Annotated in this window: 17 protein-coding genes and 1 pseudogene; 15 read left to right on the top strand and 3 right to left on the bottom strand. The window is 70.4% G+C overall.

The window, feature by feature from the left end; translation table 11 throughout:
- Nucleotides 1-157: 157 nt before the first annotated feature.
- A complete protein-coding gene (locus B141_RS0101600; RefSeq protein WP_020573417.1) occupies nucleotides 158-586 on the top strand; it encodes a DUF3040 domain-containing protein in 429 nt (142 codons plus the stop codon).
- A 241-nt stretch (nucleotides 587-827) separates the two neighbouring features.
- Here the strand turns inward: B141_RS0101600 and B141_RS38420 are convergent, their stop codons facing one another.
- Genes B141_RS38420 through B141_RS0101615 form a run of 3 tightly spaced genes read right to left on the bottom strand, consistent with a single transcriptional unit; the run spans nucleotide 828 to nucleotide 5,586 of the window.
- Nucleotides 828-3,188 (bottom strand): transglutaminase TgpA family protein, encoded by a 2,361-nt coding sequence (locus B141_RS38420; RefSeq protein ID WP_020573418.1) that lies wholly within the window; start codon nucleotides 3,186-3,188, stop codon nucleotides 828-830.
- Complete coding sequence (locus B141_RS0101610; RefSeq protein ID WP_020573419.1) at nucleotides 3,185-4,558, bottom strand: DUF58 domain-containing protein; 1,374 nt, start codon at nucleotides 4,556-4,558, stop codon at nucleotides 3,185-3,187. The genes B141_RS38420 and B141_RS0101610 overlap by 4 nt, the downstream gene beginning before the upstream one ends.
- Nucleotides 4,559-4,563: 5 nt before the next feature.
- Entirely contained in the window at nucleotides 4,564-5,586 is a 1,023-nt protein-coding gene (locus B141_RS0101615; protein WP_020573420.1) for an AAA family ATPase, read from the bottom strand.
- Between the two features lie 598 nt (nucleotides 5,587-6,184).
- On the opposite strand from B141_RS0101615, the gene mraZ reads away from it, so the two are divergent.
- From mraZ to ftsZ, 14 genes and pseudogenes are all read left to right on the top strand, one after another.
- A complete protein-coding gene (gene mraZ, locus B141_RS0101620; protein ID WP_020573421.1) occupies nucleotides 6,185-6,625 on the top strand; it encodes a division/cell wall cluster transcriptional repressor MraZ in 441 nt (146 codons plus the stop codon).
- A 284-nt stretch (nucleotides 6,626-6,909) separates the two neighbouring features.
- Nucleotides 6,910-7,152, top strand: coding sequence for a hypothetical protein (locus tag B141_RS0101625; protein WP_157180729.1), 243 nt, complete (start codon nucleotides 6,910-6,912; stop codon nucleotides 7,150-7,152).
- Between the two features lie 14 nt (nucleotides 7,153-7,166).
- Entirely contained in the window at nucleotides 7,167-8,159 is a 993-nt protein-coding gene (gene rsmH, locus B141_RS0101630) for a 16S rRNA (cytosine(1402)-N(4))-methyltransferase RsmH (protein ID WP_020573423.1), read from the top strand.
- Nucleotides 8,160-8,235: 76 nt separating this feature from the next.
- Nucleotides 8,236-8,823: a cell division protein FtsL gene (gene ftsL / locus B141_RS38425; RefSeq protein ID WP_020573424.1), complete on the top strand. Its 588-nt coding sequence runs from the start codon at nucleotides 8,236-8,238 to the stop codon at nucleotides 8,821-8,823.
- Nucleotides 8,820-11,021, top strand: coding sequence for a peptidoglycan D,D-transpeptidase FtsI family protein (locus tag B141_RS0101640; RefSeq protein WP_084678039.1), 2,202 nt, complete (start codon nucleotides 8,820-8,822; stop codon nucleotides 11,019-11,021). Before ftsL ends, B141_RS0101640 begins: the two co-directional genes overlap by 4 nt.
- Nucleotides 11,022-11,178: 157 nt before the next feature.
- Nucleotides 11,179-12,756, top strand: coding sequence for a UDP-N-acetylmuramoyl-L-alanyl-D-glutamate--2,6-diaminopimelate ligase (locus tag B141_RS38430; RefSeq protein ID WP_020573426.1), 1,578 nt, complete (start codon nucleotides 11,179-11,181; stop codon nucleotides 12,754-12,756).
- Between the two features lie 5 nt (nucleotides 12,757-12,761).
- A complete protein-coding gene (locus B141_RS0101650; protein WP_020573427.1) occupies nucleotides 12,762-14,168 on the top strand; it encodes a UDP-N-acetylmuramoyl-tripeptide--D-alanyl-D-alanine ligase in 1,407 nt (468 codons plus the stop codon).
- Nucleotides 14,165-15,244, top strand: coding sequence for a phospho-N-acetylmuramoyl-pentapeptide-transferase (gene mraY, locus B141_RS0101655; RefSeq protein ID WP_020573428.1), 1,080 nt, complete (start codon nucleotides 14,165-14,167; stop codon nucleotides 15,242-15,244). Before B141_RS0101650 ends, mraY begins: the two co-directional genes overlap by 4 nt.
- Complete coding sequence (gene murD / locus B141_RS0101660) at nucleotides 15,226-16,695, top strand: UDP-N-acetylmuramoyl-L-alanine--D-glutamate ligase (protein WP_169512890.1); 1,470 nt, start codon at nucleotides 15,226-15,228, stop codon at nucleotides 16,693-16,695. The genes mraY and murD overlap by 19 nt, the downstream gene beginning before the upstream one ends.
- A 33-nt stretch (nucleotides 16,696-16,728) precedes the next feature.
- Nucleotides 16,729-18,021, top strand: coding sequence for a putative lipid II flippase FtsW (ftsW, locus tag B141_RS0101665; RefSeq protein WP_020573430.1), 1,293 nt, complete (start codon nucleotides 16,729-16,731; stop codon nucleotides 18,019-18,021).
- Nucleotides 18,022-18,026: 5 nt separating this feature from the next.
- Nucleotides 18,027-19,139: an undecaprenyldiphospho-muramoylpentapeptide beta-N-acetylglucosaminyltransferase gene (gene murG / locus B141_RS0101670; protein ID WP_026256813.1), complete on the top strand. Its 1,113-nt coding sequence runs from the start codon at nucleotides 18,027-18,029 to the stop codon at nucleotides 19,137-19,139.
- The gene (murC, locus tag B141_RS0101675; protein WP_020573432.1) at nucleotides 19,136-20,575 is read left to right on the top strand and encodes a UDP-N-acetylmuramate--L-alanine ligase; all 1,440 of its coding nucleotides are present in this window, start codon (nucleotides 19,136-19,138) and stop codon (nucleotides 20,573-20,575) included. Before murG ends, murC begins: the two co-directional genes overlap by 4 nt.
- Nucleotides 20,572-21,378: a cell division protein FtsQ/DivIB gene (locus B141_RS38435; RefSeq protein WP_020573433.1), complete on the top strand. Its 807-nt coding sequence runs from the start codon at nucleotides 20,572-20,574 to the stop codon at nucleotides 21,376-21,378. Before murC ends, B141_RS38435 begins: the two co-directional genes overlap by 4 nt.
- 195 nt (nucleotides 21,379-21,573) lie before the next feature.
- Nucleotides 21,574-22,512: pseudogene (ftsZ, locus tag B141_RS51165) on the top strand (cell division protein FtsZ); the annotation flags it as partial.
- Nucleotides 22,513-22,953: the final 441 nt, after the last annotated feature.

The raw sequence follows: 22,953 nt of genomic DNA on the forward strand, positions 1-22,953 counted from the left end.
TTTCGGACGTCCCTCGCGTGTCACCGGTTTGTGGAGCCAACGACAGGCGTCGGTACGGTCGAACGTGCTAGGTCGGCTACCGTGCACGTCCAAGCCTGCCTAGACTGCAGCTAGGTGTTTAGAGATCGAAACACGGCAGTGTCCCGTTGGAGGTCAGGTGCCTCTCTCCGACCACGAGCAGCGACTGCTCGAGCAGATGGAGCGGGCCCTTGCCGCCGAGGACCCGAAGCTGGCCTCGGCGTTGCGGGGGGTCGATCTCCGCACCCGGCAACGTCGCCGGGCGGTCATTGGTGCTGTTGTGTTCGTTGTGGGCATGGTGATGATGCTCGGCGGCGCGATCATGATGACGACCGGGCGTAATGTCGCCGGCTTCATCGTGGTGAGCGTGCTTGGGTTCCTCGTCATGCTCCTGTCGGCTTACTACGTCGCGACGAGTCTGCGCCACATGCCCGCCTCGGGTGAGATGCCCAAGGTCGTGCCCCTTCGCGCGCGGGGGCGCCGTCCCCGCGCGAAGTCCAAGACGTCCGGCACCTTCATGCAACGGATGGAGGAACGCTGGCGCCGACGTCGCGAGTCCGGCTTCTGACAGCAGGGTTCCGGCTTCTGACATAGACGCGGCGGAGTCGCAGCACGCGGGGAACCTTCCCCGCGTGCTTTCAATTGGACGGGCGACCTGCGCTGCCGGCTTGCATGATCATGATCCTCATCATGAAGACTCACAGTACGTAGAGTCCCGTCCGGCTTCATGAACACCATCATGATCACGGGATCAGCGTTGCATGCCTGTCCCGCGCCTCCAGGGAGCGCGGGACTCTTGGGTCGTCAGCTCACCGTGCGCTGGCCGCTGTACGCCGTCGGCGTGCTCGCCGGGTCAGCCGTCCGCCCAACGTGTCCGTGAAGTCGAGCACACCGACCAGGGGCTGCCACAGTGCCGGCACCCGCCGCCACAGCGAGGCCGGGAGCAACAGCGCGAGCAGACGGCGCCGCCGTGATGCTTGGGCGCGCAGGGCCTTCGACACCGTTTCGACGGCCTGACCAACGGCTCCCACCTCGCCGGGATCGAGCGCGTACCGGCTCCGCTGCACTGACTCAACAAGGCGACGGAGGGCGGGCGCGGCCTCCTGCGGAAGCCTCGTCAGCAACCGCTCGCCGGTTGAACGTGGGGTCGCGGAGCTGTCCCAGGACAGGCCGAGGTCGGTTGCGACGTCGGCGAGTTCGCGCCATGCCCCCTCGACCAGCCGACCCGGCTGCCGTTGTGACAGCCGAACGCGGCGAATGCCCAACCGGGTCAGCATGGGGAGCGAGAGTACGAGCAGGACGAGTACGCCGGCGAGGACGTACATCGGGTTGATACTCATGCCCCCGGAGGCGTCCGGCGTGGGTCCCGTCGGGTTGTTGTCGCCCGGGACGGGCGCCGGCGAGGCGCTGGCGCGGTTCTGTCGCGGGTCCTCCTGGCTGGAGGTCGCGCGAGGCGACGCCGTGACGGTGACGCCGGAGTCGGGCACGGTCCACGACGGTGCGCTACCCGTCTGTGCCTGCGGGGTGGGCTCGAACCGCACCCACCCGAAACCGGCGAAGTAGAGCTCAGGCCAGGCATGCGAGTCGTGAGCCGTGACCACCCAACGGTTGTCCGCCTGGCGCGTCCCTGGCATGTAGCCGATTCCGACCCTGGCGGGAATGCCGAGCGTCCTCGCCATGATCGCCATCGTCGCGGCGAACTGCTCGCAGTAGCCGCGCTTGTCGGCAATGAACTCCAGCATCGCGGAGCCGCCGTGGCCCTGCTGGGTGGAGAGGTCGTAGATGAAGTCGGTGCGGAACCACCGCTGGAGCGCGACCGCCTTGTCGTAGTTGGTGCGAGCACCGGCGGTGTGCTGCTTGGCGAGCTGAATCACCTGCTGGGGAAGGTCGGGTGGGACCTGGGTGTAGCGGCTGAAGATCGCCGACGGTGCCGGCCCCGCGGCCCGCAGCGCCTCCGGGTTGAGGTCGAGTTGAAGGCTGGTCACCTGGTAGGCGAGTCCCGCGGTCTCGCTGCCCTCCCCGGCGACGATGTCGAGGGTGTCGGGGTCGTACTTCCAGTCGCCCGGCACGCTGATGACGCTGCTGGGGTAGGGCGTCGGCAGCCACCTGGACTGCAGGATGTTGTTGATCTGGAACGTCGTACGGACCGGCGTGCGGGGTACGGCGGGGTTGAGCCCCGGGGGTTCGGGGAGTCGCCTGGTGTCTCGCGCTCCGCCGCCGGGTATGACGCGCACATTGCGCTGGGACGGCTTCCACAGCTGACCGTCGAAGACGTCGAGTGTGACGAGCTTGATGTAGTCAGGCGTCGTGGTATCGGTGACATAGCTCATCACCGGAAGGTCCTGGGGGCGCCTGAGGTTGCGCTTGAGGTCGACGATGGGGTTGTCGACCTCGATGGTCCGCCCGGTCGAACCAAAGCCGGAGCCCTCGCCCTGGCCGAAGACGCCGTCGGGGAGTGCGGGTACGGCGGCGGGGACGACGACCGACAGACCGATCACGGCGGCGCCGACCCGCCGACCGGTCTGACCCAGCAGCGAAGTCTGCACACCATCCTGCGGTCCCGCGACCTCGTCGGCGATGCCGATCACGCGGCCCCAACGGCTCAGGCGTTCGCGTCCCTCGGTGACCAGCAGGAGGACGTATCCGATGGCGGCGGGAACGAACGCGAGCGCGGAGACTCCACCCGACACCGTGGTGGCCGGGATGCTGTACAGCAGTAGAAGAGGGAGACCCGCCCACGGAGCCAGCCGGAAGGTCGCCGAGAGCGTGTCGACGGCGATGGCGACGATCCCGACGCCGAGAGCGGTCACCATCACGAGGTTGGCGTCGTAGGGCACCGGGGCCGCATACCGGACGACGATCAGCAGGCCCTCGTTGATGCGATCGACGAACGACTGGACCGACTCAGCGCTCGGCAGGACGCCGAAGCGGAGGTTCTCTCGAGCGAAGACGAGGATGAACCCCCAGCCGAGCGCGGCCAGCTGACCGAGCGGAACCAGCAGTCGTGGGGTGCCGAGCTGCCGGAGGCCGAAACCCACCGCCGCGACGAAGAGCACCACGAACGCGGTCGTACCAAGCCACCTCTGGCCGTGGTAGGCGGGAACGAGTGCGAGACAGGCGAGCAGCGTGGCGACGGTGCCCGCGATGCTCCTTCGCAGTGCTCCACTCACGGGGTTCGTCCTCCTACCAGGTCGGGCGGCGGCGAAGGCGTTCCGGCGGCGTCCGGCGCGACGGCCGCTGTCTGGTGAGGCGCCCGTGCGGTGTCGCCAACCGAGGCACCCTCTCCGAGGGTCAGTCGGGCCCATACCTGGGGTATGGCCTCGCCAGCGCGCGCGACGGCGACCCGCCAGCCGCCTCGGCGCAGCATGCTGAGGCTCTCGGAGAGTTGCTCGGCGACCTCCTCTGGCGCGCGTTCCTTACCCAACGCCCACGAGGGAGAGTCGATGACGATGGCGAGGGCACTGCTGGCCCGCTGCCGGAACCGCACCATCGCCTCGGCTTCCGCGGGCGTCAGGACACCGAGCACCGCGATGAGGACGCCGTGCGAACCATCGCGCGGCAGGTTGATCGAGGCATGACTGAGCTGGCCGGTCGACGACTGTCCGACCACGGCGAGGGCGTCGAGCAGGAGCCCCTCGGCGTCGGCGGACGGACCGGATTCGCGGGAAGTGGCCGCGACCGCCGCGCCGGCATCAGTGACCAGCCGGGTGGAGTAGCCGCGCCGGAGCAGATGTACGCCGATCGAGGCGGCGGCACTCACCGCCCACTCGAAGGACGAGGCGGGACCGCTGCCACGGTGACCGATCCGGCGGGTGTCGAGGAAGAGCGTCGCTCTGCTCTGCCAGGGTTGCTCTTCGCGACGAACCATCAGCTCGCCTCGCCGGGCACTCGACCGCCAGTGCACCCGGCGCAGGTCGTCGCCGTCGCGGTACTCGCGGACGGTGATGTCCTCCTGGCCGTCGGCGGTGGACGAACGCGGGCGGTTCTCGCCGTTCGTCGCCCACTCGCCGCCGACCCGGGCGGGCGGCAGAGCATGAATCTCGGGGGTGACCAGGAGAGTGTCCTGTGCCTTGAACGAACGGGTCAGCTCGACGAGTCCGAAGGGGTCGGTGACCCGTAGCGAGAGCGGGCCGATCGGGAACCGACCCCGGACGTCGGAGCGCACGGCGTAGCCGACGTCGCGGCGCCAGCGTGCCGACATGCGGTCGAGCACGAACCGAGGTCTGGCCCCGAGGACGTACGGCACCTGGTCTTCGAGGAGCAGCAGGCCGGTCGGCATGCGTCCGGCGTTCTCGAGTCGGAGTCGAACGCTGGACTGCTGGCCCACCGGCACCCGCACTGGCTGGATCGAGCGGGACGCGGCGATGCGGTAGCGCGTGCGGGCGACCACGAGCACAGTCACGATCGGCAGGGCGACCAGGAAGACGGCCACCCTGAGGAGGTCCTTCTGCCCGAGTACGAGTGCGCAGACGGCGGCGGCGCCGCCCGCGGCCAGGAAGGCCCGACCGCGGGTGGTGAGAGAGGAAAACCGGCCGCCCATCGGGCTCACCGGCGGCGGTTCGGGTCGGGTACCGGCACGGTACGGAGGAGGTCGGCGACGACCTGTTCCGCCGTACGGCGTGCGATCTGGGCCTCGGCCGCCGGTAGCAGCCGGTGGGCGAGGACGGGAATGGCGAGGGCCTGGAGGTCGTCGGGGAGGACGTACTCCCGGTCATCGAGCGCGGCGGCGGCCCGGGCCGCGCGGATGAGGTGAAGGGTCGCCCGCGGTGAGGCGCCGAGGCGGAGGTCAGGGGAGTGGCGGGTCGCGGTCACGATGTCGATGGCGTACTCCTTGACCGCGGGTGCGACGTAAACCCCCTGCACGATGTCGATGAGCTTGGCGATCTCGCGGGCGTCGGTGACCGGCTCGAGGTCGTCGAGTGGCGAGTGCGCGCCGTGGGTGTCGAGCATCTCCAGCTCTGCCTGGGCGCTCGGGTAACCCATGGACACCCGGGCCATGAACCTGTCCCGCTGCGCTTCGGGCAGCGGGTAGGTGCCTTCCATCTCGATGGGGTTCTGGGTCGCGATGACCATGAACGGCGGCTCGAGGTGGTAGGTCGTGCCGTCGACCGTGACCTGCCGCTCCTCCATGCACTCAAGGAGCGCGGACTGGGTCTTAGGTGAGGCGCGGTTGATCTCGTCACCGACGACGATGTTGGCGAAGATGCCGCCCGGGCGGAACTCGAAGTCGTGGGTCTCCTGGTTGTAGACCGAAACGCCGGTGACGTCGCTCGGCAGGAGGTCCGGAGTGAACTGGATGCGCCGCACGCTGCAGTCGATGGAACGCGCGAGTGCCTTGGACAGCATGGTCTTGCCGACGCCGGGCACATCCTCGATGAGCAGATGTCCTTCGGCGAGCAGGACGGTGAGCGCGACTTTGACGACGTCGGACTTGCCTTCGATCACGCGCTCGACCGCGTCGCGTACCCGTGCAGCGGTCTGGGTGAGATAGGGAAAGTCAGCCGCGGGAGCCCATCGTTGCTCACCTGGTCGCCTCGTCGGCTCGATCGTCGGGCCGGTCGACACCATGGCCTCCCTCATCAAGCAGGGCCGCTGCGCCGAGCGGCGTGATGGGTCGAGTCTCTCAGGTTCGAGCGGTGCACGGGATGGTGGTTCTCAAGACCTACACGCGTCTCCGGCCGTTCCGTCCTCCCGCAAGGGCGGTCGACCGTGGGGGTGCCAAACAATCTCAAATCAGCCCTCGCCGCGAGCCCGCGGGTCATGCCTTTACCGGGCGTCGAATGTCGTACGCACCTCTGCGTCAGACCGTACGTCTTCCACGACAAAACGTCGCCCTTCCGAAACAAATTCTCCAGGTACCCCTGCATACGTCGCAGCCGAGGTTCCGGTTCCGACGCGGAGCCCCTCCACTTCCCTCCCCGGCGTACCCGGGTCGGCCGCGTACACCGGGCTGTGGATCCGGGGTGCGGTGGGTGGGGACGCGCCGGCCCGCCACCGGCGCTCCACCCACGCCCCACTTCACTCCACCCCCTCTGACCTGCGGCGTTGCCGAAAGAAGCCGCCGGAACGACGGCGTGCAGGGCGCAAGAATGGTTGACCGGGGAGTGAAGTGGGGTAAAGTGGCGCGCAGTGGTGGAGAGCGGCACCCAGCGAGTTTCACGGGGAGGTGGCGGCCACGTTCCTCGGCACCCACACCCCGCGCCTCGACGAGAAGGGGCGGCTGTTCCTCCCGGCAAAGTTCCGCGACGAACTGGCGGAGGGGCTTGTGGTGACACGGGGGCAGGAACGTTGCCTGTACGTCTGGCCGCTCGCCGAGTTCGGTCGGCTGACCGAGCAGATGCGTCAGGCACCGGTCACCAACAAGGCCGCTCGCGACTACCTGCGGATGCTCTTCGCCGGCGCGTCAGACGAGAAGCCCGACAAGCAGGGGCGGATCACGCTCCCGCCGATGCTGCGCGAGTACGCCGGCCTCACCCGCGACTGCGTGGTGATCGGCGCGATGAACCGCGTGGAGATCTGGGACGCAGAAGCCTGGGCCAGGTACTCCAGCGAGCAGGAGCAGGCCTTCGCCGAGCTGAGCGAGGAGGTGCTGCCCGGAATCCTCTGAGCCCCCGGACCCTGGCGATGATCCCGGCCCTGACCTCCTTTGGTCGTGCCAGCTCGGGATCTGGCCACAGAAGAAGTACCCACGAGCGCTTGATCCCGGTCGTCCACCTGGTTGACCAGGTCGAGAACTCAACTCCAGCAACGAAGCAGTGGTCGTGCGGCGAGGTCTCCAGCCCGCTCTCTGCGCCTTCTGACGCAACTTCCCCGGCGCCAGACGGCGGCTTCCCCAGCGAGCGGGCGGGGACCTGGCCGCACGGAGTCAGATGTGTGGCAAGGGGGCACGACGTGAACGACCAAGCTCACGTGGACGGCGACGACCGTCGGGGGCACGTGTCCGTGTCGCTCCCAGTTCGGCCTCTCGCCGCGCCTGTCACGCAGGTCGTGCCCAGCGTGCCTGACGAGTCGGCGCCGGAGCAGATCTCCCTCGGCCAGGCCGTTCGGTCGCGGGCGCTGGTGATCGTCTTCTCCCTGGCCGCCTCGGTCCTGGTCACCCTGATGCTCTCGACCCTGCTGGGAATCCCGGGCTGAGGGTGGTGCGTGTCATGAATCCCACCGCCGACCAGCCGATCCACGTGCCGGTCATGATCGAGCGGGTCGTCGACCTCCTCGCGCCGGCGCTCGCCCGACCCGGCACGGTCGTGGTCGACACGACCCTGGGGCTCGGCGGGCACGCGGAAGCCCTCCTACGGGAGTGCCCCGAGACCCGACTCATCGGCCTCGATCGCGACCCCCAGGCGATCGCCGCCGCGGGTGCCCGCCTCGCGCCGTTCGGTGACCGCGCCACCCTTGTGCACGCGGTCTACGACGAGATCACCGCGGTCCTGGCCCGGCTCGGCATCGGCCGTATCGACGGCGTCCTCTTCGACCTCGGCGTCTCCTCTCTTCAGTTGGACGAGACCGCCCGCGGGTTCGCCTACAGCCGGGAGGCGCCGCTGGACATGCGGATGGATCCCACCACGGGACCGACCGCGGCGGACGTGCTCAACACCTATTCCGCGTCGGACCTGGCCCGGATCCTGCGTGAGTACGGCGAGGAGAGGTACGCCCGGCGGATCTCCGAGGCGATCGTCCGCGAGCGGCAGGTGGCGCCGTTCGTGACCAGCGAGCGCCTGGTCGAGGTGCTCCGGGCGGCGATCCCGATGGCGAAGCAGCAGACCGGAGGGCACCCGGCCAAGCGCACGTTCCAGGCACTCCGCATCGAGGTCAACGGTGAGTTGCGGGCGCTCGAGCGCGCGTTGCCGGGCGCTGTCGACGCCGTGGCGGTGGGTGGGCGGGTCGTGGTCCTGTCGTACCACTCGCTGGAGGACCGGCTCGTGAAGCGGACGCTTGGCGCGCTGTCCCAGCCGGACGTTCCGTACGGCGTCCCCGAGGTTCCACCGGGCTACGAACCCGTCCTACGGCTTCTCACGCGAGGGGCCGAGAAACCGTCCGCCGCGGAGGTGGAGGCGAATCCCCGGGCGGCGTCTGCCCGGCTGCGGGCCGCCGAACGTATCCGCGCGGGTCGCTTGTCGGCGAGCAAGGGGGGAGCCGCATGAGCGAGCGGAGCGAGCGAATCATCCAACGCAGCGCCTTGAGTGCCTCATGCGCGCCCGACGCGAAGCGAGGGCGCTCATGAGCGTTGTGGAGAGTCTGGACAGGCCGCGGCGTGAACAGGCACGACGCGAACGCCGGCTGCAGGTCGTACCCGACTCCGCGGGCCAACCGTCGCGCGCGCCGTTCGTCCTGCTCGTGGTCGTGATCCTCGGGGTGGGGCTCGTGGGTCTGCTCCTGCTCAACACCTCGCTGCAGCAGGGTTCGTTCGCGATCCACGATCTCAACCGGACGACCTCGCAACTCGAGGAACGCCAGGGTGTGCTGGAGCAGCGGGTCGCCACCCTGCAGGCCCCCGAGACGTTGGCGAGCCGCGCCCAATCGATGGGCATGGTGCCCAACACCAACCCGGTCTTCCTGCGGTTGTCTGACGGAGTGGTCCTCGGTGATGCGGTTCCAGCCAAGCCGCGGGTGACCGCGCAGCCCACCCCGACCGGAACACCTGGCGGACAGGCGACGCCGCCCGCCGGCCAGCAGACCGTGCCCCCGGGACGGGTGACGCCAGGACCCAACGGCCGGCCGACCCCGGCGCCCACTCAGCCCTCCGGGCAGGGACAGAACCACCCGAGTCGGGCGCCCACCGTGCCAACAACGGGAGGGAACCCATGACGGCCAGCCGCCCACCGCGTCCGGGCGACCCCGCTGGAGGAGGCGCCCGGCAGCCGCGTGCCCACGGGACGACTGGACAGCCACGAAAGGCCGCGACACCGAAGCGGACCGGCCAGGGCGGCCAGGCCGGCAGGACCAAGTCGAGCAAGGGGAACGATCCGGGCAAGCGGCGCACGCCGGTCGAGCCCGGTAAACCCGCCCGGTCCAGCACCGCGGGCCGGTCCGGAAACTCCGGCCGTTCCAGCAGCAGCCGGACCGGACAGCCCCGGCGGTCGGCGGAGGAGGGACGCTCAACCCCGCGCCGGAGCCAGGCGACCCGGAAGGGGCGCGAGGCCGTCGACAGCCGGCCACGCCGTTCGGCCAGCCAGTCAGGTAAGCGGCCGACGCGGCCGGTCAGACCATCGCGACCACCCAAAGCACGCAAGCCCCCCAAGCCGCCACGTCAGCGCCGCGGTCTCCGGCTGGGTACGTCGACGCGCCGACTCCGGGTGGGCTTCCTCGCCGTGGCCTTCGTGATGTCGGTGTTCGCCGGGCGGCTCCTGCAGCTGCAGGGCGTCGACGCGGCGGCGTACGCGGAGGCGGCCGTGAAGGAGCGCCTCCAGTCGGTGACGCTGCGCGCGACCCGGGGCGAGATCACCGACGTCAACGGCGTACCCCTCGCGGCGACGGTCGACACCGTCGCCGTCACCGCCGACCCGACGCTGACCAGGAACAACGCCAGTCAGGTTGCCGAGGTCCTCGCACCCATCCTGGACGTCCCGACCGACGACCTGGCGACGAAGCTGCGCAAGCCCAAGAGCCGGTTCGTCTACCTGGCCCGCAAGGTGCCCGCCGACACCTGGAAGAAGGCCAAGGACGCGCTGGACGCGGAGGGCCTGCGCGGCGGTGTCTTCGGACATGAGCCCGACCCTCTCCGCACGTACCCGTCCGGACCGGTCGCGGCGAACGTCGTCGGGTTCGTCGGCGGCGAGGGCAAGGGCCTGGCCGGGATGGAGTACGCGCTCGACACCGAGTTGCACGGCAAAGACGGCAAGATGGTCTACGAGCGGGGCACCGGCGGCCAGCAGATCCCGCTTGCGAAGAGTGCGGAAGAGGCGCCGGTGCCTGGTGCCAACGTCCGGTTGACGATCGACCGGGACGTGCAGTGGCAGGCCCAGCAGGCGATCGCCGAGCAGGTACGCCGTACCAAATCCCGCAGTGGCGACGTCGTGGTGTACGACGTCCAGAACGGCGAGATCGTCGCCTTGGCGACCGCGCCGACGTACAACCCCAACAACCCCGGCAAGTCACCGGGAGCCAACCGGGTCAACCGCCCGCTGCAGGAGGTCTACGAGCCCGGCAGCGTGGCGAAGGTCCTCACCGCGGCCGCGCTGATCGACGGCGGCTACGTCACGCCCGACACGAAGATCCGGGTGCCCGGGAGCCTCGTCCGCGACGGCAACCGGATCGGCGACTGGTGGGGGCACGGCACCATCAACCTGACCTTCGCCGGCGCCCTGTCGAAGTCGAGCAATATCGGGACCGTCCTCGCGGCCGAGCGGATGCCGAAGGCGCAGCAGGACAGCTACCTGCGGAAGTTCGGTCTCGGCCAGCGCACCGGCATCGATCTCCCCGCTGAGGGCAAGGGCTCCCTCGCCGACGGGAAGGACTGGAGCGACCTGACGCGGGCAACCATCTCGTTCGGGCAGGGCATGTCCGTGAACGCCGTCCAGATGGCCGCGGCCGTCGGCGCGGTCGCCAACGGTGGGGTCCGGGTGGAACCGCGGATCGTCAAAGGCTTTGTGGACGACAAGGGTCGGTTGTCGCCCGCACCGGAGCCGAAGAAGACCCGGGTGGTGAGCGCCGAGGCGGCGGCCACCGTGTCCCGGATTATGGAGCAGGTGGTCCAGGGTGAGGAAGCACTGGCGAAGAAGGCCGCGATTCCCGGCTACCGCGTCGCCGGCAAGACCGGCACCGCCCAGCGGGTCGACTCCTCCTGCGGCTGCTACCGCGGCTACACGGCGTCCTTCGCGGGATTCGCCCCGGCGGACAAGCCGAGGTTCGTGGTGTACGTCGTACTCCAGGATCCCAAGGGTGGCGACAACAGCGGAAGTGGCCTCGCGGCACCCGTCTTCCGCGACATCATGGCGTTCACGTTGCAGAAGTACGGCGTGCCACCCACGGGCACCAGGTCGCCGGCCCTGCCGCTCACCTGGTAGGCCGGGCGCAGGCGGTCTCTCTGCGTGACCGCGGTACTCTCACGCCCCGGACCGACGGTTGGGAAAGCCCACCACAAGGGCCGCTCGGCGAGCGGCCCTGGCTCATCAGGAGAACCCCCCGCTCCTGCACGTACGACACATCGAGGGAGGAGACGCCGTGGCCGTCCCCGTCGCTCGATCGACGACCCCTCGGCCGACCAACCCTCCCAGGCGCCGGTTGGCCGACGCGGTGACGGTCGTGAAGGCCCAGCCGGTCGATGATCCTGGCGACGTCGTGGTCACCGGCGTGGCGCAGGACTCGCGCCGGGTGGTGCCGGGTGATCTGTATGTCGCGCGTCCGGGTGGTTTCGCCCACGGTGCGGCCTATGCCCAGACCGCGGCACGTGCCGGCGCAGTCGCGGCCCTGACCGACCCCGCCGGGGTGGCGCCGTGCCAGGCGGCCGGGCTCCCGACCCTTGTCGTACCCAATCCGCAGGCCGTCCTCGGCGACGTCTCGGCCTGGGTCTACGGCTACCCCTCCCGAGATCTGCTGATGCTCGGCGTCACGGGGACCAACGGCAAGACGACGACCGCCTACCTCCTCGACGCCGCCCTGCGGCGGGCGGGTCACCGGAGTGGGCTGGTCGGGACCGTCGAGACCCGGATCGCCGACGAGACGATCCCGAGTTCGCGTACGACACCGGAGGCGCCCGACCTTCAGGCGCTCTTCGCTGTGATGCGTGAGCGCGGCGTGACCGCGGTGGCGATGGAGGTCTCGAGCCATGCGTTGTCGCTCGGCCGGGTGGACGGCACGGTCTACGACGTCGCGGGGTTCACCAACTTCTCCCAGGACCACCTGGAACTGCACGGCACCATCGAGGCCTACTTCGCGGCCAAAGCGGCGCTCTTCACCCCTGCTCGCGCCCGGCTCGGCGTCGTGAACGTCGACGACCCCGCCGGCAGGCGGCTCGCCGGGTCCGCCGACCTCGACCTGATCACCGTTTCTCCGTCCGGCCGGGAGGCCGCTGACTGGTCAGCCACGGGCGCGGGCCCGACGCCCGGCGGGGGCATGGCGTTCGACGCGCGCGGGCCAGGCGGGCTCGCTCTGCGGATCAGTCTCGGCCTACCCGGTGACTTCAACGTCGACAACGCCCTGCTGGCCGCCGCGATGCTCCACGCGGTGGGGATCGACGGCGACGCGATCGTCGAGGGGTTCGCGGGCGCGCAGGTGCCGGGGCGGATGGAACGCTTCGAGTCGGCGCGGGGCTTCACCGCGATCGTCGACTACGCCCACACCCCGGACGCTATCGACCGGGCGCTCCGCGCGGTCCGGGGGTGGACGAAGGGGCGGGTGATCGCCGTGGTGGGGTGCGGGGGAGACCGCGACCACGGCAAGCGTCCCCTGATGGGGCAGGCCGCGGTACGCAACGCCGACCTCGCGATCATCACCGACGACAACCCGCGCTCGGAGGATCCGGCCGCGATCCGAGCCGCCGCACTGGAGGGAGCGCGTGCCCTTCCGGCCGCTGACCGTGGCGAGGTCACCGAGGTCGGTGACCGGCGGGAGGCGATCCGGTGCGCCTTGGATGCCGCCCGACCCGGCGACACCGTGCTCGTGCTCGGCAAGGGACACGAGCAGGGCCAGGAGGTCGCCGGCGTGGTTCACCCCTTCGACGACAGGGTCGTCGTTCAGGAGGTTCTTCAGGAGATGTCCGACACGATCGAGACCGTCGAGCAGAAGGGCGCCGACCGGTGATTCGCATGACGCTCGCCGAGATCGCCGAGGCGGTCGGCGGCGAGCTTCACGGCGCGGACCCTGAGGCCGTGGTCAGCGGGCCCGTGGTCGCCGACTCCCGCAGAGCCGAGCCGGGCGGTCTGTTCGTCGCTGACGGCCCCGGTCACGGCTTCGCGGCGGACGCGGTCCGTCTCGGAGCGGTGGCGGTTCTTGGCAGCCGCCCACTCCCGGGTGTGCCCTCGATCGCGGCGCCCGCGGCGCCCGGGCACGAGGTCGACGCCTCCGTGGTCGCGGTGGGCCGGCTGGCCCAGCAGGTTGTCGACCGGCTCGTCGACACCACCGTGGTCGCCGTCACCGGGTCGTCGGGCAAGACGAGCACCAAGGACCTCCTGGCACAGGTCCTCGCGGGCGCCGGACCGACGGTCGCGCCGGAGGCGTCGCTCAACGACGAACTCGGGATGCCCCTCACCGTCCTGCGGGCCGAGGAGTCGACGCAGTTCCTGGTGCTCGAGATGGGCGCGAAGGGCGTCGGACACATCCGGTACCTCACCGGGATCGCGCCGCCCGACATCTCGGTCGTTCTCAACGTCGGGCTGGCCCACGCCGGCAAGTTCGGTAGCCGGGAGGCGACCGCGGCCGCGAAGGGCGAGCTGGTCGAGGCCCTGCTCGACGACGGGCTCGCGATCCTGAACGCCGACGACGAGCTGGTCCGCGCGATGGCGGGTCGCACCTCCGCGCCGGCCGTGCTGGTCGGCGAGTCGGCCGACGCCGCGGTCCGGGCTGAGAAGGTCCACCTCGACGAGGCCGGGCGGGCGGTGTTCGTCCTGGTCACGCCGCACGGCGCCACCGACGTACGCCTCAACCTCGTCGGCCGGCACCACGTCGGCAACGCGCTCTCGGCTGCCGCTGTCGGTCTGGCCGTGGGGATGGACCTGTCGACCGTGGCGGAGCGGCTCTCCGGAGCGGTGCCGCGGTCTCGCTGGCGGATGGAGGTCAGCGAGCGCGACGATGGCGTCACGATCGTCAACGACGCCTACAACGCCAACCCCGACTCGATGCGCGCGGCCCTCCAGGCGCTGCCGGCCATCGCCCGTGGGCGCCGGTCGTGGGCTGTGCTGGGGGAGATGCTCGAGTTGGGGGATGCCTCGGACAAGGAGCACGAGGCGATCGGCAGACTGGTGGCGCAGCTGGGCGTGTCCCGGCTGGTGGTGGTAGGTGAAGGCGCCCGCGCGATCGAGCGCGGTGCGCGGTCCGAACGACAGTGGGGAGAGGAGTCGGTCTTCGTGCCGGACGCCGAGCAAGCGTTCGAACTCCTGCGTAAGGAGCTTCGACCCGGCGACGTCGTACTCGTGAAGTCGTCCCGTGACGCGGGGCTCCGCCATCTTGGCGACGCCTTGCGTGACGGTGCGGAGACGGTGGAGGGCCGAGCGTGAAGGCGATCCTCCTTGCCGGCGGGGTCTCCCTGCTGATCGCCCTGTTGGGCACGCCAGTGGCGATCCGAATACTCGCCGCACGGGGGTACGGCCAGATCATCCGCGACGACGGACCGACGTCGCATCACACCAAGCGCGGCACACCGACGATGGGCGGTGTCGTGATCATCGCGGCCGCCGTCCTGGGCTACGCCGCGGCCCATCTGTACTCCTGGCGGCTGCCGTCGGCGTCAGGTGTCCTCGTCCTGCTCCTGATGGTGGGGCTGGGGCTCGTCGGGTTCCTCGACGACTACCTCAAGGTCTCGCGCCAGCGCAGTCTCGGCCTGCGCGCCAAGACCAAGCTCGCCGGCCAGATCTCGGTGGCGGTGATCTTCGGGATCCTCGCCCTGCAGTTCCCCGACGAGCGGGACGTCACACCGGGTTCGCCGTTCGTGTCGTTCATCCGCGACATCGACTGGCTGAAGCTCGGGTCGGTGGTCTTCGTCCTCTGGGTCCTGCTCATGATCGCGGCCACCTCGAACGGCGTGAACCTCACTGACGGTCTCGACGGCCTCGCCACCGGCGCGTCCGTGATGGTCTTCGCCGCCTACACACTGATCTGTGTCTGGCAGTTCAACCAGTCCTGCTTCAAGGAACCCGCGGCCAAGTGCTACGAGGTGCGAGATCCGTACGACCTGGCGGTGGTGGCGTTCGCGGTGACCGCGGCGTGTTTCGGGTTCCTGTGGTGGAACGCCTCACCGGCCAAGATCATCATGGGTGACACCGGTGCGCTGGCGCTCGGTGGTGGCGTCGCCGGCTTCGCGATCATGACGCGCACCGAACTCCTGCTCATCCTGATCGGCGGGTTGTTCCTCATCGAGGCCGCCTCGGTGATGCTGCAGACCGGCTTCTTCAAGTTCACCCGATGGCGGACCGGCACGCCGCGCCGGATCTTCCGGATGGCGCCGATCCACCACCACTTCGAGTTGAAGGGCTGGAACGAAGTCACCATCGTGATCCGGTTCTGGATCATCTGCGGCATCTGTGTGGCCGGCGCGATCGGGATCTTCTACGCCGAATGGGTGGCAGGCACATGACCATCACTCCGAGCTGGCTCGACACCGCGGACCGTCGTTCGCCCTGGTCGCAGGTGACGGCGCTGGTCGCCGGCATCGGCGTCTCGGGCTACTCCGCGGCGGCCGGGCTGCTCGGTGTCGGCGCCCACGTCATCGTCGTCGACGAGCGTGCCGGGGACGCCGAACGCGAGAAGGCGACGATCCTCGAGACCCTCGGCGCGGACGTCCGGCTCGGTCCCGGCGTTACGGCGACGCTCCCGGCGGGCGTCGACTTCGTGGTGACCTCACCCGGCTGGCAGCCGGACGCGCCCGCACTCGTGGCCGCGGCCGGCCGCGGCGTACCCATCCTCGGTGAGATCGACCTGGCTCTGCGGCTCCGCGATCCCGACAACGCCGCGCCCTGGCTCGCGCTCACCGGCACCAACGGCAAGACCACGACGGTGGCCATGCTGGCGGCGATCCTGCGGGCGGCCGGCCTCCGGACGGCGGCGGTCGGCAACATCGGCGACCCCGTCGTCGACGCGGTGCTGGACCCCGAGCCCTACGACGTCCTCGCCGTCGAGCTGTCCAGCTTCCAGCTGCACTGGGCCCGCCGGTTGTCTCCACGGGCGGCCGCGGTGCTCAATGTCGCGCCGGACCATCTCGACTGGCATGGCACCATCGACGCGTACGCCCGTGACAAGGGCAAGATCTTCGAGGGCTGCGAGATCGCCTGCGTCTACAACGTCGCCGACGCCGCTACCGAGGAACTCGTCAGGGAAGCCGACGTCGCCGAGGGCTGCCGCGCGATCGGGTTCACCGCCGGTGTTCCGGCGGTCGGCATGCTCGGGGTCGTCGATGGTGTCCTCGCCGACCGCGCGTTCGTGGAGCAGCGCCAGACCTCCGCGGCCGAGCTGTGCACGCTGGACGACCTGCCCTCGAAGGCGCCCCACAACGTCGCGAACGCGCTGGCGGCGGCCGCGCTGGCCCGGGCGCACGGCGTGCCCGTCAGCGCGGTGCGGGCCGGCCTGCGTGGGTTCACCCTGGAGCCGCACCGCATCCAGCACGTCGCAGACGTGGACGGCGTGGTGTACGTCGACGACTCCAAGGCGACGAACGCGCACGCGGCGCTCGCGTCCCTGATGACCTACGACCCCGCGGTCTGGATCGCGGGCGGCCTGGCGAAGGGCCAGGACTTCGACGATCTGGTGCACGCTGTCAAGGGCCGGTTGCGTGGCGTGGTGCTGCTGGGTCGCGACCGGGAGCTCATCGCGGCCGCACTCGCGCGACACGCGCCGGAGGTCCCAGTGATCGAGGTCGCTGACGGCGACACTGAGGTGATGGATCGCGTCGTGGCGCACGCACGCCAGCTCGCCCGGCCGGGCGACACCGTGCTCCTCGCGCCCGGCTGCGCGTCCTTCGACCTCTTCACGAGCTACAGCGCCCGTGGCGAGGCCTTCGCGGCTTCGGTACGTCGGCTCGGAGGTCGCTGACCTGGCACCACTCCGACCGGGAGGCCTGCGCGTGTGCACACAGACGGGACCCACGTGACGACCGCCGCCGAGGAACCCCGGCCCGCCGGCGGCGACCCGCGGGCCCGGCCCGGTGGCTGGCTGGCCGAGGTCCGGCGCTCGCTCGACCGGCCGCTGACGTCGTACCACCTGATCCTCGGGGTCAGTGGCCTGCTGCTGGCGCTCGGGATCGTCATGGTGCTGTCCGCGTCGAGCATCCTGTCGTTGCAGCGGTACGGCAACTCGTACGCGCTGGCAATCCGGCAGCTCCTGTGGGTGGCCGGCGGACTGCCGCTGGCGTTCCTCGCGTCCCGACTGCCGCTCCGCGTCCTCCGGGGCCTGGTTTATCCGGGCCTGGCCGTCTCCGTGGTGCTGCTCGGGCTCACGTTCACCCCGCTGGGCGTCGAGATCAACAGCAACCGCAACTGGCTGTCGTTCGGCGGGCCGTTCATGCTGCAGCCCAGTGAGGCGGCCAAGCTCGCGCTGGTGCTGTGGGGTGCGGATCTCCTCGCGCGCAAGGAGAAGCTCCTCACCGACTGGCGGCACCTGACCATCCCGTTCGTCCCCGTCTGTGTGGTCGTGCTCGGGCTCATCCTGGGTCAGGGTGACCTCGGGACCTCGCTCGTGCTGTTCTCGCTGGTCCTGGTGTTGTTGTTCGTCGCGGGACTGCCGATGCGGTTCTTCGGCATCCTCGTCCTGGCGGTCGGCGCGGTCGTGACGTACATGGCGGTGACCAGTGACCGCCGGCTCAGCCGGCTCACCAGCTTCCTCGACCCGTTCGCCGACTACCGCGACAGCGGCTGGCAGGCCGCGCACTCGCTCTTCGCCCTGGGCACGGGAGGCTGGTGGGGCGTCGGCATCGGCAACAGTCGGGAGAAGTGGGGCTTCCTTCCCGAAGCGCACACCGACTTCATTTTCGCCGTGATCGGGGAGGAACTCGGACTGGCGGGTGCGCTTGTCGTCCTCGGGTTGTTCCTGACGCTGACCTACGCCGGCGTGCGGATCGCGCTGCGGACGGAGGACACCTTCACCCGCCTCGCGACGGCCGGCATCGTAGGCTGGCTCACCGCCCAGGCGCTGGTCAATATGGGTGCCGTACTCGGGCTCCTGCCCATCACCGGCATTCCGTTGCCGCTCGTGTCATACGGTGGTTCCGCCATGCTCCCGACATTGTTCGCCCTCGGCCTGCTCGTGTCGTTCGCCCGACACGAGCCCGCGGCCCGGGCCGCTCTCGCCGACCGCAAGGCGGCACGCGCCGCCGCCAGGGCGGCAGCCAAGGCCCGCCGGGCCCTTACGAAGGAAGGGTGAGGTCCGTGCACGTAGTCCTCGCCGGTGGCGGCAGCGCCGGCCACGTCAGCCCGGCGCTCGCGCTCGCCGCCGCACTGCGTCGCGCCGACCCCGACGTCGGGCTTACCTTTCTCGGCACCGAGGAGGGCCTGGAGGCCCGGCTCATCCCGGCGGCCGGCTACGACCTCGCCATGATCCCGCGGGTGCCGCTGCCCAGGGAGCTGACCCCTCGCCTGCTCACGGTCCCGGGACGGCTGGCCGGTGCCGTCCGCGCGGCCGCGGCAGTCATCCAGCGGACGCGGGCGGACGTGGTGGTGGGCCTTGGGGGGTACGTCGCGATGCCGGCCTACCTCGCCGCCCGACGGCTGCGGGTGCCGGTCGTCGTCCACGAGCAGAACGCCCGACCCGGCATAGCCAACCGATTCGCGGCCAGGTTCGTCACCTCTCATGTGGCCGTGAGTTTTCCCGCGACGCCGTTGCGGCACGCGCGTTTCGTCGGACTCCCGATCCGGCGCGAGATCGCGACGCTCGACCGGGCGGCCGGCCGCGCGGAGGCGCGGGCGGCGTTCGGCCTCGACGCCGACCGCCCGACACTGCTGGTGACCGGCGGGTCCCAGGGCGCGCTGCGCCTCAACCAAGCTGTGGCCGGGGCAGCGTCCGCGGTGGCCGAAGCTGGGGTACAGGTCCTGCATGCCACTGGGCCCCGCAACGAGGTACACCCCGAGCTTCCGGCCGGCGCGCCGCCGTACGTCGCGGTTCCTTACATCGAGCGCATGGACCTGGCTTATGCTGCCGCCGACCTCGCGATTTCCCGAGCCGGTGCCAACACCGTCACCGAGCTCGCGGCAGTCGGGCTGCCCGCCGTCTTCGTGCCGTACCCGGTCGGCAACGGCGAGCAGCGGTTCAACGCGCAGCCGGTGGTCGACGCCGGAGGCGGTCTGATCGTCGACGACGCCGACCTCACCCCCGACTGGGTGCGCGAGCACGTCGTCGGGCTGGTCACAGACCCCGACCGGCTTACCGCGATGGCCAAGGTCGCCCACGACCTCGTCCCCGCGGACGCCGACGACCAGCTCGCCGAGCTGGTCCGCTCGGTAGCAGGTAGCACCCAAGGGAACGCCGGAAAGGTTGACCGATGATCGTTCCTCCACCGCCGGAGCTCGTCCCGGCGGAGAAGCTGGGGCATGTCCACTTCGTCGGCATCGGTGGTGCCGGGCTGTCCGGCATCGCCCGCATCATGCTGGCTCGCGGCATGACCGTGAGCGGCAGCGACGCCAAGGACTCCCTCACCCTCACCGCGCTCCGGGCCCTCGGTGCCACCTGCTACGTCGGACACGACGCCGACCACCTGGGCACCGCTGACACCGTGGTGGTCTCCACGGCGATCAAGGAGACCAACCCCGAGGTGGTCGAAGCCCGCCGGCGTGGCCTGCTCCTGTATTCCCGCGCGGCCGCGCTGTCGGCGGTGATGGACGGTCGCCGGGTGGCGGCCGTCTCCGGTGCCCACGGCAAGACGACGACGTCCTCGATGCTCGCGGTGGCGCTCCAGCACTGTGGTGCCGACCCGTCGTTCGCGATCGGTGGCAACTTCAACGACACCGGCACCAATGCGCACGACGGCACCGGCGACATCTTCGTGGTGGAGGCCGACGAGTCCGACCGGGCGTTCCTGCAGTACTCACCCGAGGTGGCGGTCGTGACCAACGTCGACCCCGACCACCTCGACATGTACGCCTCGCCCGAGGACTACCACCAGGCGTTCGACATTTTCGTCGACTGCATCGTGCCGGGCGGGTTCCTGGTCGCCTGCGTGGACGACCCGGGTGCCCGGCGCCTGGCCGAGTCGGCCCGGGCCCGCGGGGTTGACGTCCGCACCTACGGCGAGTCCGATGACGCCGACGTCCGTATCGACAACGTTGTCGTACGCCCCCTCGGGTCGACGTTCGAGCTCGTCGTCCACGGCCGCCGGCAGGGCACCATCGACGTGCACGTCGCGGGCCGACACCACACCTGGAACGCCGCGGCCGCCTACACCGCCGCCATCGGCCTGGGGTTCCCGTCGGCGGAGCTGCGGGAAGGGCTGTCCAACTACGCGGGCACGCGGCGGCGGTTCGAGTACAAGGGCGCCGCCGCGGGCGTCCGTGTCTACGACGACTACGGCCACCACCCGACCGAGATGCTGGTCAACCTCCGGGCCGCCCGGGGTGCCGCCGGCGATGGGCGGGTCATCGTGTGCTTCCGGCCACTCCGGCACACCCGTACGCAGTTCTTCTACCGCGAGCTCGGCGAGGCGCTCGGGCTCGCCGATGAGGTCATCGTGATGGACCCGACCGGCGACGACCCGATACCGGGCGTCACCGGCGCGCTGATCCTCCCGCACATCCCGCTCCCACCAGAACGCATCGTCTACGAGCGCTCCTGGTCGGCCGCTCCGGTCCGGGTGGCGGAGCGGGTGCGGCCCGGCGACCTGGTCCTCACCCTCGGGGCGCCTGACGTGGCGCTCATCGGACCCGAGGTGCTCGAGCTCATCGGCGACCGCCTGGAGTCTGAGAGCGAGCCGGACGCCGCGCGATGACGACCAGCCGGGATGCGGGGCGCCGGGCGCCAGCCTCCCGGCCGCGGGCCGCGCGCAAGGCGGCGGCTTCCTCGGCGCAGCGGTTCGCCCGGCGGCAGCGGTCCCGCCGGTGGTTGCGGCTGCGGCCTGCCCTGCTGGTCGTCGTAGTCCTGGCCGTCGCTGGTTTCGGTGTCTGGGCGGTGGGGTTCTCGAGCCTCCTCGACGCCCGCACGGTCGCGGTGGCCGGGTTGACGCCGGCGTCTGGCCTGTCGGCTGATGACGTGCGCGCCGCGGCCGGCGTGCCGCTTCGGCGTCCGCTCGCCAAGATCGACCTGGCGAGCGCACGCCGGCGTGTGGTCGCCGGGTTGCCGCCGGTCAAGGACGTCGCGGTGGCGCGGTCGTGGCCGCACGAGATCCGGCTCGAGGTCACCGAACGCACTGCCGTGGCGGTCTGGCGGGACGGTGCGTTCCGGCGGCTCGTCGACGCCGACGGCGTGGCGTTCCGTACGGCCGGCGGCACCGGTCCGGCGTTGCCCGTGATCGAGCTGCGCGCGGGCGGTGCTGACCAGGCGCGGACGGAGGAGCTGCGGGCCGCTGGCGCTCGGGTCGCTGCTGCGCTTCCCAAGAAGCTTGTCCGCCAGGTCGCGCTCGTGCAGGTCCAGACGATGGATTCGGTGACGCTCCGGCTCACCACCGGTGTCACCGTGATGTGGGGGAACGCCGAGGATTCACCCACCAAGGCGAGGGTGCTCGAGGCGCTGTTGCGGCAGAAGGCGAATGTCTACGACGTCAGCGTTCCGGGCTTCCCGACGACCAAGGCGTGACCGGCCAGGACTTCGGTCGGCCGAGGAAGTCGGCGCGGCACGGACGGGTACGGCGTGTTGCGTTGAATCGCCCCGAGCGCCTTCCGTACCTTGCTGCTCAGGGTCGAGGTTGACATAACTATAACCCTTAACTTGAGGGTGAGGGTTGTAGATCGACGACCAGGCTCAACAGATGTCTACCGAGAGGCGAGCGTCGTGGCGGCTCCGCAGAACTACCTCGCGGTCATCAAGGTCGTCGGTATCGGCGGCGGTGGTGTCAACGCGGTCAACCGGATGATCGAGGTCGGCCTCAAGGGCGTCGAGTTCATCGCCATCAACACTGACGCCCAGGCGCTCCTCATGAGCGATGCGGACGTCAAGCTCGACATCGGTCGCGAGCTCACCCGTGGTCTCGGTGCCGGTGCCAACCCCGACGTGGGCAACAAGGCGGCCGAGGACCACTCGGAGGACATCGAGGAGGTCCTCAAGGGTGCCGACATGGTGTTCGTCACCGCGGGCGAGGGCGGTGGCACGGGCACCGGTGGCGCGCCCGTCGTCGCGAGGATCGCCAGGTCTCTCGGCGCACTCACCATCGGTGTCGTGACGCGCCCGTTCGCGTTCGAGGGCAAGAAGCGCGCGACCCAGGCGGAGGAGGGGATAAACGCCCTTCGCGACGAGGTCGACACCCTCATCGTCATCCCGAACGACCGGCTGCTGTCGATCAGTGACCGGCAGGTGAGTGTCCTCGACGCGTTCAAGCAGGCCGACCAGGTGCTCCTCCAGGGTGTTTCGGGCATCACCGACCTCATCACGACGCCGGGTCTCATCAACCTCGACTTCGCCGACGTCAAGAGCGTCATGTCCAACGCCGGGTCGGCGCTCATGGGCATCGGCTCCGCCCGCGGTGAGAACCGCGCGGTGGCCGCCGCCGAGATGGCGATATCGAGTCCACTACTCGAAGCCTCGATCGACGGTGCCCACGGCGTGCTGCTGTCGATCGCGGGTGGCTCCGACCTGGGGCTGTTCGAGATCAACGAGGCGGCCCAACTCGTGTCCCAGGCCGCGCACGTCGAGTCCAACATCATCTTCGGTGCGGTCATCGACGACGGCCTCGGTGACGAGGTACGCGTGACCGTCATCGCCGCTGGCTTCGACGGCGGCATGCCCCGGCGCCGGGGCAGCGCTCCGCACCAGGAGGTCGCGGGTCCGTTCAGCGCGCGGAGTGGGACGTCGGGCAGCACGCAGGGGCCAGTCGGTGGCATCCAGGGTTCAGTCGGTGGCATCCAGGGTTCAGTCGGTGGCGCCCAGGAATTGGTCGCTGGCACGCCCACGCCGCCTCCCAACGGTCGTCGACCGGGGGAGCTGGGGCGTCCGGCCGCTTCACCGGCCACCGCGGCGGAGCAGGCGGGCACCACGCAGTCGGGCGTCGGCCACTCCGGGGTGGGGCAGGACGGCGTCGGGCAGCTTGGTGCGGCACACAACGGCGTGACCCACCTGGGCGTGGCGCCGGCAGCCGGCCAGTCGACGGTCGAGTCCGCAGAGGTTTCGCCGGTCCAGTCCGCGCGGCCGAGCGCTCCTCACGAGTCCGTGGCGGCG

The organism is Actinopolymorpha alba DSM 45243, assembly GCF_000373925.1.
GTDB lineage: Bacteria > Actinomycetota > Actinomycetes > Propionibacteriales > Actinopolymorphaceae > Actinopolymorpha > Actinopolymorpha alba.

Coding starts and splice junctions, on each gene's coding strand:
- B141_RS0101610 (WP_020573419.1), bottom strand. CDS start 4,558: ATGGGCGGCCGGTTTTCCTCTCTCACCACCCGCGGTCGGGCCTTCCTG.
- B141_RS0101615 (WP_020573420.1), bottom strand. CDS start 5,586: ATGGTGTCGACCGGCCCGACGATCGAGCCGACGAGGCGACCAGGTGAG.
- rsmH (WP_020573423.1), top strand. CDS start 7,167: ATGAATCCCACCGCCGACCAGCCGATCCACGTGCCGGTCATGATCGAG.
- ftsL (WP_020573424.1), top strand. CDS start 8,236: ATGAGCGTTGTGGAGAGTCTGGACAGGCCGCGGCGTGAACAGGCACGA.
- B141_RS0101640 (WP_084678039.1), top strand. CDS start 8,820: ATGACGGCCAGCCGCCCACCGCGTCCGGGCGACCCCGCTGGAGGAGGC.
- B141_RS0101650 (WP_020573427.1), top strand. CDS start 12,762: ATGACGCTCGCCGAGATCGCCGAGGCGGTCGGCGGCGAGCTTCACGGC.
- murD (WP_169512890.1), top strand. CDS start 15,226: ATGGGTGGCAGGCACATGACCATCACTCCGAGCTGGCTCGACACCGCG.
- murC (WP_020573432.1), top strand. CDS start 19,136: ATGATCGTTCCTCCACCGCCGGAGCTCGTCCCGGCGGAGAAGCTGGGG.
- B141_RS38435 (WP_020573433.1), top strand. CDS start 20,572: ATGACGACCAGCCGGGATGCGGGGCGCCGGGCGCCAGCCTCCCGGCCG.